Source organism: Mycobacterium venezuelense (assembly GCF_054919535.1).
The window spans coordinates 1-14,828 of the sequence record NZ_JBONDW010000021.1 but is presented as its reverse complement, the minus strand read 5'-3'; the positions used below and the strand labels follow the sequence as shown (position 1 = coordinate 14,828).

14 protein-coding genes are annotated in these 14,828 nt (G+C 67.5%); 12 read left to right on the top strand and 2 right to left on the bottom strand.

What is annotated here, in order from left to right; translation table 11 throughout:
• Nucleotides 1–31: 31 nt before the first annotated feature.
• From pyrR to pyrF, 7 genes are all read left to right on the top strand, one after another.
• Nucleotides 32–589, top strand: a complete 558-nt coding sequence (gene pyrR / locus ACRCUN_RS27635; protein ID WP_462144817.1) for a bifunctional pyr operon transcriptional regulator/uracil phosphoribosyltransferase PyrR — start codon at nt 32–34, stop codon at nt 587–589.
• Nucleotides 586–1,542: an aspartate carbamoyltransferase catalytic subunit gene (locus tag ACRCUN_RS27630; protein WP_462144816.1), complete on the top strand. Its 957-nt coding sequence runs from the start codon at nt 586–588 to the stop codon at nt 1,540–1,542. The genes pyrR and ACRCUN_RS27630 overlap by 4 nt, the downstream gene beginning before the upstream one ends.
• Nucleotides 1,539–2,855: a dihydroorotase gene (locus ACRCUN_RS27625; protein WP_462144815.1), complete on the top strand. Its 1,317-nt coding sequence runs from the start codon at nt 1,539–1,541 to the stop codon at nt 2,853–2,855. Before ACRCUN_RS27630 ends, ACRCUN_RS27625 begins: the two co-directional genes overlap by 4 nt.
• Nucleotides 2,852–3,352 carry a PH-like domain-containing protein gene (locus ACRCUN_RS27620; protein ID WP_462144814.1) on the top strand — a complete coding sequence of 167 codons (501 nt, stop codon included), beginning with the start codon at nt 2,852–2,854 and terminating at the stop codon, nt 3,350–3,352. The genes ACRCUN_RS27625 and ACRCUN_RS27620 overlap by 4 nt, the downstream gene beginning before the upstream one ends.
• Nucleotides 3,349–4,476, top strand: coding sequence for a glutamine-hydrolyzing carbamoyl-phosphate synthase small subunit (carA, locus tag ACRCUN_RS27615; protein ID WP_462144813.1), 1,128 nt, complete (start codon nt 3,349–3,351; stop codon nt 4,474–4,476). The genes ACRCUN_RS27620 and carA overlap by 4 nt, the downstream gene beginning before the upstream one ends.
• Before the next feature lie 88 nt (nt 4,477–4,564).
• A complete protein-coding gene (gene carB / locus ACRCUN_RS27610) occupies nt 4,565–7,906 on the top strand; it encodes a carbamoyl-phosphate synthase large subunit (RefSeq protein WP_462144812.1) in 3,342 nt (1,113 codons plus the stop codon).
• Nucleotides 7,907–7,908: 2 nt separating this feature from the next.
• Nucleotides 7,909–8,721, top strand: a complete 813-nt coding sequence (gene pyrF, locus ACRCUN_RS27605) for an orotidine-5'-phosphate decarboxylase (RefSeq protein WP_462144811.1) — start codon at nt 7,909–7,911, stop codon at nt 8,719–8,721.
• On the opposite strand, the gene ACRCUN_RS27600 is transcribed toward pyrF, so the two are convergent.
• Nucleotides 8,709–9,773: a DUF2330 domain-containing protein gene (locus tag ACRCUN_RS27600; protein WP_462144810.1), complete on the bottom strand. Its 1,065-nt coding sequence runs from the start codon at nt 9,771–9,773 to the stop codon at nt 8,709–8,711. The two genes, pyrF and ACRCUN_RS27600, sit on opposite strands and share 13 nt — an antisense overlap.
• A 115-nt stretch (nt 9,774–9,888) precedes the next feature.
• Nucleotides 9,889–10,335: a hypothetical protein gene (locus tag ACRCUN_RS27595; protein WP_462144809.1), complete on the bottom strand. Its 447-nt coding sequence runs from the start codon at nt 10,333–10,335 to the stop codon at nt 9,889–9,891.
• A 498-nt stretch (nt 10,336–10,833) separates the two neighbouring features.
• Here ACRCUN_RS27595 and mihF point away from each other — a divergent pair, with 498 nt between their 5' ends.
• From mihF to metK, 5 genes are all read left to right on the top strand, one after another.
• The gene (gene mihF, locus ACRCUN_RS27590; RefSeq protein ID WP_003894434.1) at nt 10,834–11,151 is read left to right on the top strand and encodes an integration host factor, actinobacterial type; all 318 of its coding nucleotides are present in this window, start codon (nt 10,834–10,836) and stop codon (nt 11,149–11,151) included.
• Nucleotides 11,152–11,161: 10 nt separating this feature from the next.
• Entirely contained in the window at nt 11,162–11,770 is a 609-nt protein-coding gene (gene gmk, locus ACRCUN_RS27585; RefSeq protein ID WP_462144808.1) for a guanylate kinase, read from the top strand.
• Between the two features lie 118 nt (nt 11,771–11,888).
• Nucleotides 11,889–12,185, top strand: coding sequence for a DNA-directed RNA polymerase subunit omega (gene rpoZ, locus ACRCUN_RS27580; RefSeq protein WP_267312655.1), 297 nt, complete (start codon nt 11,889–11,891; stop codon nt 12,183–12,185).
• Nucleotides 12,186–12,203: 18 nt separating this feature from the next.
• The gene (coaBC, locus tag ACRCUN_RS27575) at nt 12,204–13,448 is read left to right on the top strand and encodes a bifunctional phosphopantothenoylcysteine decarboxylase/phosphopantothenate--cysteine ligase CoaBC (RefSeq protein ID WP_462144807.1); all 1,245 of its coding nucleotides are present in this window, start codon (nt 12,204–12,206) and stop codon (nt 13,446–13,448) included.
• Between the two features lie 140 nt (nt 13,449–13,588).
• Nucleotides 13,589–14,788 carry a methionine adenosyltransferase gene (metK, locus tag ACRCUN_RS27570; RefSeq protein ID WP_462144806.1) on the top strand — a complete coding sequence of 400 codons (1,200 nt, stop codon included), beginning with the start codon at nt 13,589–13,591 and terminating at the stop codon, nt 14,786–14,788.
• Nucleotides 14,789–14,828 lie beyond the last annotated feature (40 nt).

The window sequence follows — 14,828 nt, the reverse complement described above, 5'->3', positions numbered from 1 at the left end:
GAGAGGCGGAGAAGGAGGTCAGGGTCTCACCATGGGCTCTTCAGGTACCGACCGGGAATTGCTGTCCGCGGCGGACGTCGGCCGGACAATTTCCCGCATCGCCCATCAGATCATCGAGAAGACCGCGCTGGACGATCCCGCGGAGCGGGCGCGCGTGGTGTTGCTGGGCATCCCGACCCGCGGCGTGATCCTCGCCACGCGGCTGGCCGACAAGATCAACGAGTTCGCCGGTGTCGAACTGCCGCACGGCGCGCTCGACATCACGCTCTACCGCGACGACCTCAACTTCAAACCGCCGCGTCCGCTCGCGTCGACCTCCATCCCGGCCGGCGGCATCGACGACGCCGTGGTCATCCTCGTCGACGATGTCCTCTACTCGGGTCGGTCGGTGCGCTCGGCGCTCGACGCCTTGCGCGACATCGGCCGGCCGCGCAGCGTTCAGCTGGCCGTACTCGTCGATCGCGGCCACCGCGAGCTGCCCATCCGCGCCGACTACGTCGGCAAGAACGTGCCGACCTCCCGTAGTGAGAGCGTCCACGTGCTGCTGTCCGAGCATGACGACCGTGATGGGGTGGTGATATCCAAGTGAGTGCTCGGCATTTGTTGTCAGCCGCGGATCTCTCCCGCGACGACGCTACCGCGATCCTCGACGACGCCGACCGTTTCCGCGAGGCGCTGCTTGGCCGTGAGGTCAAGAAGCTACCCACGCTGCGCGGCCGCACGATCATCACGATGTTCTACGAGAACTCGACGCGCACCCGGGTGTCGTTCGAGGTCGCGGGCAAGTGGATGAGCGCGGACGTGATCAACGTCAGCGCCTCGGGATCGTCGGTGGCCAAGGGCGAATCACTGCGCGACACCGCGCTGACACTGCGGGCGGCCGGTGCCGACGCGCTCATCATCCGCCACCCGGCCTCGGGTGCCGCGCAGCAGCTCGCCGAGTGGACTGTTGAGGACGACGGCGGCGGCCCCAGCGTGATCAACGCGGGTGACGGCACACATGAGCACCCGACCCAGGCTCTGCTCGACGCGTTGACGATCCGCCAGCGGCTCGGCACCGTCGAGGGCAAGCGCGTCGTGATCGTGGGCGATGTCCTGCACAGCCGCGTGGCGCGGTCGAATGTGTCGCTGTTGGCCACCCTGGGGGCCGAAGTGGTGCTGGTCGCGCCGCCCACACTGTTGCCGACGGGCGTCGCCGACTGGCCGGTCTCGGTGTCCTACGACCTCGATGCCGAACTGCCCGCCGCCGACGCGGTGTTGATGCTGCGCGTACAGGCCGAACGGATGAACGGCGCGTTCTTCCCGTCGGCGCGCGAGTACTCGGTTCGTTACGGGCTGTCCGAGAAGCGGCAGGCCATGCTGCCGGACCGTGCGGTGGTACTGCACCCCGGCCCGATGCTGCGCGGGATGGAGATCGCCTATCCGGTGGCCGACTCATCGCAATCAGCGGTACTGCAACAGGTTTCGAATGGCGTCCACGTGCGGATGGCGGTGCTGTTCCATCTGCTGGTCGGCGCAGACCGGGAGGCGATCAGCGCATGACGACCGCGCAGAGCAGACGTAACACGGTTCTCATCCGCGGGGTGCGGCTCTACGGCGAAGGCAAGCCCGTCGACGTGTTGGTCGACGACGGTCAGATCGCCGAAATCGGTGCCGGACTGGCGATCCCGGACGCGGCCGAGGTCATCGACGCCACCGGACACGTGCTGTTGCCCGGGTTCGTCGACCTGCACACCCATCTGCGCGAGCCTGGCCGCGAATACGCCGAGGATATCGAAACCGGCTCTGCAGCAGCGGCATTGGGTGGATACACCGCCGTGTTCGCGATGGCCAACACCGATCCGGTCGCCGACTCCGCCGTCGTCACCGACCATGTGTGGAATCGCGGCCAACAGGTCGGCCTCGTCGACGTGCACCCCGTTGGTGCGGTGACCGTGGGGCTTGAGGGCAAGCAGCTCACCGAGATGGGGCTGATGGCAGCAGGCGTCGGCCAGGTGCGGATGTTCTCCGATGACGGGGTGTGCGTGGACGATCCGCTGGTGATGCGCCGGGCGCTGGAGTACGCCACCGGGCTGGGAGTGCTCATCGCCCAGCATGCCGAGGAGCCGCGGCTGACTGTCGGCGCGGTAGCGCACGAGGGCCCCAACGCCGCCAAGTTGGGCCTCGCGGGCTGGCCGCGTTCTGCCGAGGAGTCGATCGTCGCCCGCGACGCGATCCTGGCCCGTGACGCGGGGGCCCGCGTGCACATCTGCCACGCATCCACCGCAGGCACCGTCGAATTGCTGAAATGGGCCAAGGCGCAGGGAATTTCGATCACCGCCGAGGTGACACCGCACCATCTGCTGCTGGACGACACCCGGCTCGCGAGCTATGACGGGCGCAACCGCGTCAACCCGCCATTACGGGAATCCAGCGACGCCGAGGCGCTGCGCCAGGCACTGGCCGGCGGCGTCATCGACTGCGTGGCCACCGACCACGCACCGCACGCCGACCACGAGAAGTGCTGTGAATTCTCCGTGGCCCGCCCTGGCATGCTCGGCCTGCAGACCGCGTTGTCGGTCGTGGTGGAGACGATGGTCCGTCCTGGCCTGCTCGACTGGCGCGGTGTGGCCAAGGTGATGAGTGAGGCGCCTGCGGCCATCGTCGGGCTGCCCGATCAGGGCAGGCCACTGGAGGTGGGGGAGCCGGCCAACCTGACGGTGATCGATCCGGACGCCACCTGGACCGTGGCAGGCACCGAATTGGCGAGCCGCTCCGACAACACGCCGTTCGAGTCGATGGAGTTGCCCGCCACCGTGACCGCGACGTTGTTGCGGGGTCGGATCACGGCGCGTCACGGGAAGTGTGAACAGTGAACACCCCCACGCTGATCGCCTCACTCGTCATGGCTGCGGTGCTCGCACTGCTGATCGCGTTTTTCATCCGGCAGATGATGCGCGGCTGGCTGCACCGGGCCCAGCGGCAGGCCGAGCTCATCGGCACCCTTCCCGCGCTGCCCGACACCGTCGGGCAGGCGACTGTCGCGGCGACCAAAGGCCTTTACGTGGGCAGCACGCTGGTGCCGCACTGGAACGACAAGGTCGCCGCGGGCGATCTGGGGTTTCGTGCCAAGGCGGTGCTCACGCGGTACCCCGAGGGCATCATGATGCAACGCAGTGGGGCCGGGCCGATCTGGATTCCGACCGAGTCCATCACCGCGATCCGAACCGAGCGTGGCATCGCGGGCAAAGCGCTCACCCATGACGGCATTCTCGCGATCCGGTGGCGATTGCCGTCGGGCGCCGAAATCGACACCGGCTTCCGCGCGGACAACCGCGCCGAAATCGACCGCTGGCTGGAGGAAAAAGCATGACAACGCGCAATCAGGCCGTCTTGGTGCTCGAGGACGGTCGCGTCTTCTCCGGCACCACATTCGGCGCCATCGGCCAGACGCTGGGCGAAGCGGTGTTCTCCACCGGTATGTCGGGCTACCAGGAAACGCTGACCGATCCGAGCTACCACGGCCAGATCGTCGTGGCGACCGCGCCGCAGATCGGTAACACCGGCTGGAACCGCGAGGACGGCGAAAGCCGTGGCGACAAGATCTGGGTCGCGGGGTACGCGGTCCGCGATCCTTCGCCACGCGCGTCGAACTGGCGGGCCAACGGCACGTTGGACGACGAGCTCGTCGCGCAGGGCATCGTGGGTGTCGCCGGTATCGACACCAGGGCGGTGGTGCGCCACCTGCGCACCCGGGGGTCGATGAAGGCGGGCGTGTTCAGCGGCGACGCGCTGGCCGAACCCGATGAACTGCTGGAGCGTGTGCGCAGCCAACCGTCGATGCTCGGGGCGAATCTGGCAGGCGAGGTCAGCACCGAAGCCACCTACGTGGTGGAGCCTGAAGGCTCACAACGCTTCACGGTCGCGGCCGTCGACCTCGGCATCAAGACCAACACCCCGCGCAACTTCGCGCGCCGTGGCATCCGCAGCCATGTGCTGCCCTCGTCGGTGACCTTCGAACAGATCGCCGACCTCAAGCCCGACGGGGTGTTCCTGTCGAACGGGCCGGGCGATCCGGCGACCGCCGACCACATCGTCGAGGTCACGCGCGAGGTGCTCGGCGCCGGGATCCCGTTGTTCGGCATCTGTTTCGGCAACCAGATCCTCGGCCGGGCGCTGGGCCGGTCCACCTACAAGATGGTGTTCGGCCATCGCGGCATCAACATCCCGGTGATCGACCACATCACCGGACGTGTCGCGATCACCGCGCAGAACCACGGTTTCGCGCTGGAAGGCGAAGCCGGAGAGACGTTCGACACCCCGTTCGGCGCTGCCGAGGTGAGCCACACCTGCGCGAACGACGGTGTCGTGGAAGGTATCCGGCTGGCCAACGGCCGGGCGTTCTCGGTGCAGTACCACCCCGAGGCGGCGGCGGGCCCGCACGATGCCAACTACCTGTTCGACCAGTTCGTCGACCTCATGGCGGGGGAGAAGTGATGATCTGCTCGGCGAGCGACCACTTTTGTACGGATTTTCGCGGCGTGTCGTGTGCAGACACGCTCGCTCGCGGTGAGGGGAACCAGTAATGCCACGTCGCTCTGATCTCAACCATGTGCTGGTCATCGGGTCGGGCCCGATCGTGATCGGCCAGGCCTGCGAGTTCGACTACTCGGGCACCCAGGCGTGCCGTGTCCTGCGTGCCGAGGGCCTTCAGGTGAGCCTGGTCAACTCGAACCCGGCGACGATCATGACCGACCCCGAGTTCGCCGATCACACCTATGTCGAACCCATCACGGCCGCGTTCGTCGAGAAGGTCATCGCCCAGCAGGCCGAGCGTGGCAACAAGATCGACGCGGTGCTCGCCACACTCGGCGGGCAGACCGCGCTGAACACCGCAGTTGCACTGCATGAGGGCGGTGTGCTGGAGCGCTACGACGTCGAACTCATCGGCGCCGACTTCGAGGCGATCCAGCGCGGCGAGGACCGGCAGAAGTTCAAGGACATCGTGGCGAAGGTCGGCGGTGAATCCGCCCGCAGCCGCGTGTGTTTCACGATGGACGAGGTTCGGGACACGGTCGAGGAACTCGGCCTGCCCGTTGTGGTGCGGCCCAGCTTCACGATGGGCGGGCTCGGTTCGGGCATGGCGTACTCGGCTGAGGACGTCGAGCGGATGGCCGGCGACGGGCTCGCCGCATCACCGTCCGCCAACGTGCTGATCGAGGAATCGATCTACGGCTGGAAGGAATTCGAGCTCGAGCTCATGCGCGACGGCCGTGACAACGTCGTGGTGGTGTGCTCGATCGAGAACTTCGACCCGATGGGTGTGCACACCGGCGATTCGGTGACCGTGGCACCGGCGATGACGCTCACCGACCGCGAGTACCAGAAGATGCGCGACCTCGGCATCGCGATCCTGCGCGAGGTCGGCGTCGACACCGGCGGCTGCAACATTCAGTTCGCGGTCAACCCGAAGGACGGGCGGCTCATCGTCATCGAGATGAACCCGCGTGTGTCGCGGTCCTCGGCGCTGGCCTCCAAGGCAACGGGCTTTCCGATCGCGAAGATCGCCGCGAAGCTGGCCATCGGTTACACGCTCGACGAGATCCTCAACGACATCACCAAGGAAACGCCTGCCTGTTTCGAGCCGACCCTCGACTACGTCGTGGTCAAGGCGCCGCGGTTCGCGTTCGAGAAGTTCCCCGGCGCCGACGCCACTCTGACGACGACGATGAAGTCGGTCGGCGAGGCGATGTCGCTGGGCCGCAACTTCGTCGAGGCGCTCGGCAAGGTGATGCGGTCGCTGGAGACCAGCCGCGCCGGATTCTGGACGGCCCCGGACCCGGACCTCTCGGTCGACGAGGTGCTGACCAACCTGCGGACGCCGATGGACGGCCGGATCTACGACATCGAGCTCGCCCTGCGGCTCGGCGCATCCGTCGAACAGGTCGCCGAAGCCTCCGGCGTCGACCCCTGGTTCGTCGAGCAGATCGCCGGACTCGTCGAGCTGCGCGCAGAGCTGATCGACGCGCCGGTGCTCGACGAGGAGCTGTTGCGCCGGGCCAAGCACAGCGGCCTGTCCGACCGCCAGATCTCAGCCCTGCGACCGGAACTGGCCGGCGAGTCCGGCGTACGCGCACTGCGCCAACGGCTCGGTATCCACCCGGTGTTCAAGACCGTCGACACGTGCGCCGCGGAGTTCGACGCGAAGACGCCGTACCACTACAGCAGCTACGAACTCGACCCGGCGGCCGAGACCGAGGTGGCCCCGCAGGCCGAGAAACCCAAGGTGCTGATCCTCGGCTCGGGACCGAACCGCATCGGGCAGGGCATCGAATTCGACTACAGCTGCGTGCATGCGGCGACGACGTTGAGTCAGGCCGGTTTCGAGACGGTGATGGTCAACTGCAATCCCGAGACGGTCTCCACCGACTATGACACCGCGGACCGGCTGTACTTCGAACCACTCACGTTCGAGGACGTGCTTGAGGTCTATCACGCCGAATCCGTGTCCGGCGAGGGTGGTCCTGGCGTCGTCGGCGTCATCGTGCAGCTCGGCGGACAGACTCCGCTCGGCCTGGCCAAACGCCTTGAGGATGCCGGTGTTCCGATCGTCGGCACCAGCCCCAAGGCGATCGACCTGGCCGAGGACCGCGGCGCATTCGGTGAGGTGCTCACCACGGCCGGCCTGCCCGCGCCGCGGTTCGGCACCGCCACGAGCTTCGAGCAGGCTCGCCGCATCGCCGCCGACATCGGCTACCCGGTGCTCGTGCGGCCGTCGTACGTGCTCGGCGGACGCGGCATGGAGATCGTCTACGACGAGCAGACCCTGCAGGGCTACATCACCCGGGCCACGCAACTGTCGCCGGAACATCCCGTGCTCGTCGACCGGTTCCTGGAAGACGCCATCGAGATCGACGTCGACGCACTGTGCGACGGAACCGAGGTCTACATCGGCGGCATCATGGAGCACATCGAGGAAGCGGGTATCCACTCGGGTGATTCGGCGTGTGCGCTCCCGCCGGTGACGCTGGGCCGCAGCGACATCGAAGCGGTGCGCCGCGCCACCGAGGCGATCGCGCACGGCATCGGCGTGGTCGGGTTGCTCAACGTCCAGTACGCGCTCAAGGACGACGTGCTCTATGTTCTGGAGGCCAATCCCCGGGCGAGCCGCACGGTGCCGTTCGTGTCCAAGGCCACTGCGGTTCCGTTGGCCAAGGCCTGCGCCCGGGTGATGCTGGGCGCCACCGTCGCACAGCTGCGCGACGAAGGTCTGCTGCCGGAGACGGGCGACGGCGCGCACATTCCGCGCAATGCCCCGGTGGCAGTCAAGGAGGCGGTGCTGCCGTTCCACCGGTTCCGCAGAGCCGATGGCGCGCAGGTCGATTCGCTGCTCGGGCCGGAGATGAAGTCGACCGGCGAGGTGATGGGTATCGACCACGACTTCGGCACGGCCTTCGCCAAGAGCCAGACCGCGGCGTACGGATCGTTGCCCGCCGACGGGACGGTGTTCGTGTCGGTGGCCAACCGCGACAAACGTTCTCTGGTGTTCCCGGTGAAGCGGCTGGCCGACCTCGGATTCCGGGTGCTGGCCACCGAGGGGACGGCCGAGATGCTGCGCCGCAACGGTATTCCCTGCGACGAGGTGCGCAAGCACTCGGAAGAACCCCGTAACGGCGACGCGCGTCCGTCGGCAGTGGACGCGATCCGGGCCGGCGAGGTCGACATGGTGATCAACACCCCGTACGGCAACTCCGGGCCACGTGTCGACGGGTACGAAATCCGCTCGGCCGCAGTCTCGATGAACATCCCGTGCGTCACCACGGTCCAGGGTGCCTCCGCGGCGGTGCAGGGTATCGAGGCGGGTATTCGCGGCGACATCGGCGTGATGTCACTGCAGGAACTGCACAGCGCGCTGGAATCCCGGTAGCCATGGCCGGTTTTGGGCAGCGGTTGGCCGACGCGGTGTCGGTCCGCGGGCCGTTGTGTCCGGGGATCGACCCGCATCCGGAGCTACTGCGTGCCTGGGACCTGACGGCCGACGCATCCGGCCTGGCCGCGTTCTGCGACATCTGCGTGGCGGCGTTCGCGGACTTCGCGATCGTCAAACCGCAGGTGGCGTTCTTCGAGGCCTACGGTTCGGCCGGCTTCGCGGTGCTCGAACACACGATCGCGGCGTTGCGTGAGGCCGGTGTCCTGGTGCTGGCCGACGCCAAACGGGGAGACATCGGGTCGACGATGGCTGCCTATGCGGCGGCGTGGGCCGGTGATTCGCCGCTCGCGGCCGACGCGGTGACCGCGTCGCCATACCTCGGATTCGGGTCGCTGCAACCGCTGCTGGACACCGCCGCCGAGCACGGACGTGGAGTTTTCGTCCTGGCTGCCACGTCGAATCCCGAAGGTGCGAGCGTGCAGCGCGCGGTCGCCGGGGCGCGTACGGTCGCGCAGTCGATCGTCGACGCGGTTTCCGAGGCCAATCAAGCCGCGGGCCAGGCCGTCGGCTCGGTCGGAGTCGTCGTCGGCGCGACGGTGACCGAACCACCCGATCTCAGCAGGCTGGGCGGCCCGGTCCTGGTGCCGGGAGTCGGTGCCCAGGGCGGCAGGCCGGACGCGCTTGGCGGTCTCGGTGGCGCGAAGACGCTGCTGCCCGCGGTGTCGCGTGAGGTGCTGCGAGCAGGTCCTTCGATCGCCGACCTGCGTGCCGCGGCCGAGCGCATGCGCGACGCGGTCGCCTATCTGGCCTGACGGGCGCGCCGCACCCACACGATCGGCACGGCGAAGATCGTCGCGATCGCAGCCAGCGCACTGCCTGCCAGCAGGAAGAACCCGGTGATGTCGCCGTGGTCGCGGTATTCGTGGATGACCTTCTGGTAAGCCACGTCGGAGTCGGCGCGTTCGAACACGTAGTCGCCGTCGATGGATTCTGGCCGGCGGATCTCGTTGCTCCACCGGGTCAGATAGGTGCCCGACTCCAGATAGGGCCTCAGCGTGTACGCGACCGAATCGGCGGCCACGGGGCCGGCGAACTCCAGTGTGGGTTGTGCACCGGACACCGGGTATGACACCGGATCCATGCGGTGCGCGGCGATCACGTAGAGGTCGACGGCCTGCGGTACTTTCGCAGATCGCGACAACCGCATCGGGTACACCACCTTGTCCGACGCGAACGAGAGTCGAAGCGGCTGCAGGTTTCCGGTGAGCTGAGCTCCCGCGGTGTCGGGCACCAGCTGGATCGCGACGACCTCCCAGCCGTCGGCCACGTACGGCGCGATATTCCGCGCGAGGTCAGGCGGTTGCGGAAAACCGCTGTCGGCCAGCCAGTCCGCCAGCGCAGCGGGATCGTCGGCGGCCAACCGCGTAATTGAGAACGGGCCGATGCGCTGCTGGCCGAGCACGCTGACGTCCGCCCCGGCGGGCGCTCGCTCGGCAGCGCCTTCGGCGGCAGCGAAACCGCCCAGCCAGCCGAACGTCGGCCACCACGAGTCGCGGTACTCGATGCGCGGTGCCGTCAGCCGGGACAACTCCTCGAACACCGCACCATCCCCGGCGGTGACGTGGGACGCGGTGGGCACCGGCATCACCCACGCCGCCTTCTGCGAGCTACCGCGCACGTTGAACGACATCAGGATGTCCTGCGTGGTGCCGTCCCAGGTGATGAGCGCGCGCTCGTCGACGACGGCCGCGCCCTCGTTGTCGGGGATGTAGGCGCCGCAGCCACATGCCCACACCGGTGCCGCGACGTTCGCGCTCAGACCGACGAACACCATGACGACGAGGGCACGCAGAGTCCGGGCCACGCTCAGATCGTATGGCCCGACCCATGTCCGTACGTAGCGCCACGGCGGTGAATCCGCCGGCGAATCGCCGTGGCGCTACGTGCGGCGCGACGTCAGTTGAGTGAAAGTCCTTCGGTCACAGCGGGATCCAGATCCCGAAGAGCCAGAAGCCCCAGTTGTTGAACCCCGGGTTGAAAATCGGGGTGACCCAGTGGCCGTTGTAGTTGAACGGCTGGTGATCGAAGCGGCCCTGGTCGATGCCGCGCCAGGCCAGGTTCGGCGGGGGAGGCGGGGGCGCGTCCCAGTGCCCACCCGGTCCACCAGGACCAGGACCACCCGGCCCACCCGGTCCCGGCCCACCGGGCCCACCAGGCCCTGGCCCACCCGGTCCGCCGGGGCCACCAGGTCCACCCGGCCAGCCGGGGCCACCAGGACCACCTGGACCGCCCGGTCCCTGACAATTACCGAAATCACACGACGGCCGACCGGGTTGCGCTGACGACACCCCGGCGCCGAGCGCCAACGGGGCCGTTCCGAGCGCGACGATGAGGGCGGACGCACAGGTCAGACGCTTGATGTTCATGTCCAGCTTCCCTTCGAACGGGTGAGGTACCCGACCGAGCGAAGGCTATTTAGCCCACCTGTGTATTTCCTTTGTGTGGGTTAGGTGACCGCTAGGCGCCACGACCGGTTGTTTTTGACGTGCTCGTTACCCTCCGACACGCCCGACACGCCGTGACCAGCGAAAATTTTCTCGTGACGGCCGGATGGCGGGGGCTTGCCGGTGGTCGAAGCGGTGGCGGTCCGGCCGGCGGCCGAACCTGACCCGCCCGAAAACCCTTGACCTGCAGTGATATCCGAGAATTTGGGCTGATTCGGCCGCATCGGCTCGCTCGGCGGACGCGATTTCGGCGGGGCGCCGGAGCGCACTACACGCTGGGCTTTTAGCGCCGTAACCAGGGGGTGGGGTTAGCTTTCGTCGGCTGGCGTGGGTACGGTCGTCGTCGCTGGCTGGTTTGCACTCCAGCCGAACAAAACAAGTGATGGCCAAAGAAGTAACTGCCAGGAGACGGAGGAACCCGTGGCCCTTCCCCAGTTGACCGACGAACAGCGCGCGGCAGCGTTGGAGAAGGCTGCTGCCGCACGTCGAGCACGAGCCGAGCTCAAGGATCGGCTCAAGCGCGGCGGCACCAACCTCAAGCAGGTGCTCACCGACGCCGAGACCGACGAGGTCTTGGGCAAGATGAAGGTCTCCGCTCTGCTGGAGGCCCTGCCCAAGGTCGGCAAGGTCAAGGCTCAGGAGATCATGACCGAGCTGGAAATCGCCCCGACCCGCCGCCTGCGTGGCCTCGGCGACCGTCAGCGCAAGGCCCTGCTGGAGAAGTTCGACCAGTCCTAAGGCGCAGAGGTTGAGCGCCGGCCGGGGGGCCGGACATCGCGCGGCCAACGAGCCTGTCTCCAAGGCTCCTGTCGTGGTGTTGTCCGGTCCCTCTGCCGTCGGGAAGTCCACCGTGGTCCGCTGCCTGCGGGAACGGCTTCCCGACCTGTATTTCTCGGTCTCGGTCACCACGAGAGCCCCACGGCCGGGAGAAATCGACGGTGTTGATTACACCTTCGTCTCGCCCGAACGGTTCCAACAGTTGATCGATGACGGAGCACTGCTCGAATGGGCGGAGATCCACGGCGGTCTGCACCGCTCCGGAACGCCCGCCCAGCCCGTGCGGGACGCGACGAACGCAGGCCGACCGGTGCTGATCGAGGTCGACCTCGCCGGCGCCAGGGCCGTCAAGCAGGCGATGCCGGAGGTGATTTCGGTCTTCCTAGCGCCGCCGAGCTGGGATGAACTGGTCAGCCGACTGTCCGGGCGCGGCACCGAGACGCCCGAGGCGATGGCGAGGCGGCTGGACACCGCCAGGGCCGAGATGGCTGCCCAGTCCGACTTTGACCAGGTCGTGGTGAACCGTCAGTTGGATTCGGCGTGCGCCGAATTGGTATCCTTGCTGGTGGCCAGCAGATGACTGACTGCGCCGGGTCCCAGATTTTCGGGTCCGCGAGCCACCAGCACGCTGTTCACCCGCATTTTCGCCATAACCGCCAGGAGACTTTTTCGTGAGCACCCCGCACGCCGACACGCAGCTGACCGCTGTGGACGACCTGGGTATCGATTCGTCCGGTGTCAGCGCCTACGACACGCCGCTGGGCATCACCAATCCGCCCATCGACGAGTTGCTGGACCGCGCGTCGAGCAAGTACGCGCTGGTGATCTACGCCGCCAAGCGAGCACGCCAGATCAACGATTACTACAACCAGCTCGGTGACGGCATCCTCGAGTACGTCGGTCCGCTGGTCGAACCCGGCCTGCAGGAGAAGCCGCTGTCGATCGCACTGCGCGAGATCCACGAGGACCTGCTCGAGCACACCGAGGGCGAGTAGCCAGGCCGGGGCCGGCTCGTGAGCGCACGTAAGCGAATCGTCGTCGGCGTGGCCGGCGGCATTGCCGCCTACAAGGCGTGCACCGTCGTCCGTCAACTCACCGAGCTCGGGCACTCCGTCCGCGTCGTCCCCACCGAATCCGCGTTGCGCTTCATCGGAGCCGCGACGTTCGAAGCTCTCTCGGGCCACCCGGTGCACACCGGGGTCTTCGACGATGTGCACGAGGTTCCGCATGTCCGGATCGGGCAGGAAGCCGACCTCGTCGTGGTGGCGCCCGCCACCGCGGATCTGTTGGCCCGCGCCGTCGCGGGCCGGGCCGACGATCTGCTGACCGCCACGCTGCTCACGGCGCGATGTCCGGTGCTGTTCGCCCCGGCCATGCACACCGAGATGTGGTTCCATCCGGCGACCCGTGAGAACGTCGCCACCTTGCGCCGTCGCGGCTCGGTCGTCCTCGAGCCTGCCTCTGGCCGGCTCACCGGTGCCGACAGTGGCGCGGGCCGGCTGCCGGAGGCCGAGGAGATCACCACGCTCGCCGGCTTGCTACTCGAGCGCGGCGATGCGCTGCCCTACGACCTGTCCGGGGTGAAGGCGCTGGTGACCGCGGGCGGCACGCGCGAACCCATCGATCCTGTGCGGTTCATCGGCAATCGGAGTTCCGGCAAGCAGGGCTATGCCATGGCTCGCGTGCTCGCACAGCGCGGTGCCGATGTGACGTTGATCGCCGGCAACACCGCGGGCCTGATCGATCCCGCCGGGGTCGACGTCGTGCACATCGGCTCGGCGACCCAACTGCGTGACGCGGTGTCCAAGCATGCCCCCGACGCCAACATCCTGGTGATGGCGGCCGCGGTTGCCGACTTCCGGCCTGCGCACGTCGCCACCGCCAAGATCAAGAAGGGCGCCTCCGAGCCGAGCTCGATCGATCTCGTTCGCAACGACGACGTGCTCGCCGCCGCGGTCCGGGCCCGCGCCGACGGTGAATTGCCAAACATGCGCGCGATCGTCGGATTCGCGGCAGAGACCGGCGACGCCAACGGCGACGTGTTGTTCCACGCCCGCGCAAAGCTCAAGCGCAAGGGCTGCGACCTACTGGTCGTCAATGCGGTGGGCGAGAACCGCGCGTTCGAAGTGGACCACAACGACGGTTGGTTGCTGAGCGCCGACGGGTCCGAGGCAGCACTCGAGCACGGGTCGAAGACACTCATGGCCACCCGTATCGTGGATGCGATTGCGGCGTTCCTGCAGAACCACGGCAGGTGATATCCGGTGATCACATCAAGGTGCGGGTAAGGCTTGCGCGATTGCGTCCCACACGCTTGGGTGCAACTGGGCGAGGATATACTTCGCATGACTAAATAGTTTGGTAGGCTTCGTACGGGTTTGACGGAAGGATGCGGACCGTGAGCAAAGGTCGCCTGTTTACCAGTGAGTCGGTAACCGAAGGGCACCCCGACAAGATCTGTGACGCGATCAGCGACTCTGTGCTCGACGCGCTGCTGGAGCAGGATCCCAAGTCGCGGGTCGCGGTGGAGACCCTGGTCACCACCGGTCAGGTGCACGTCGCGGGCGAGGTCACGACCTCCGCCTATGCCGACATCCCCAAGATTGTGCGAGACCGCATCCTGGAGATCGGCTACGACTCGTCCACCAAGGGCTTCGACGGCGCGTCCTGCGGCGTCAACATCGCCATCGGCGCGCAGTCGCCCGACATCGCGCAGGGCGTCGACACCGCACACGAGACCCGGGTCGAAGGCAAGGCCGACCCGCTGGACCTGCAGGGCGCCGGCGATCAGGGCCTGATGTTCGGCTACGCCATCAGCGACACCCCCGAGCTCATGCCGCTGCCGATCGCGCTGGCGCACCGCCTGGCCCGCCGGCTCACCGAGGTGCGCAAGAACGGCGTGCTGGATTACCTGCGCCCGGACGGCAAGACCCAGGTCACGATCCAGTACGACGGCCGCACACCGGTCCGGTTGGACACCGTGGTGCTGTCGACTCAGCACGCCGACGGCATCGACCTCGAGGCGACGCTGACACCTGACATCCGCGAGAAGGTCGTCAACACCGTGCTCGCCGACCTCGGCCACGAGACGCTCGACACCTCCGACTACCGCCTCCTGGTCAACCCGACGGGCAAGTTCGTGTTGGGCGGCCCGATGGGCGACGCCGGCCTGACCGGTCGCAAGATCATCGTCGACACCTACGGCGGCTGGGCCCGCCACGGTGGCGGCGCCTTCTCCGGCAAGGATCCGTCAAAGGTGGACCGTTCGGCCGCGTACGCGATGCGCTGGGTGGCAAAAAACGTGGTCGCAGCCGGGCTGGCGGAGCGCGTCGAGGTCCAGGTTGCCTATGCGATCGGCAAGGCGGCCCCGGTCGGCCTGTTCGTCGAGACCTTCGGCAGCGAGACCGTCGACCCGGCCCGCATCGAGAAGGCCATCAGCAGTGTGTTCGATCTGCGCCCCGGCGCGATCATCCGCGACCTCGACCTGTTGCGCCCGATCTACGCGCAGACCGCGGCCTACGGCCACTTCGGCCGTACCGATGTCGAGCTGCCGTGGGAGCAGACCAACAAGGTCGACGAGCTCAAGGCTTCGGTCTAGCCCGACCGCCGAGCAGACGCGAATGTCCCCGCACGCACGG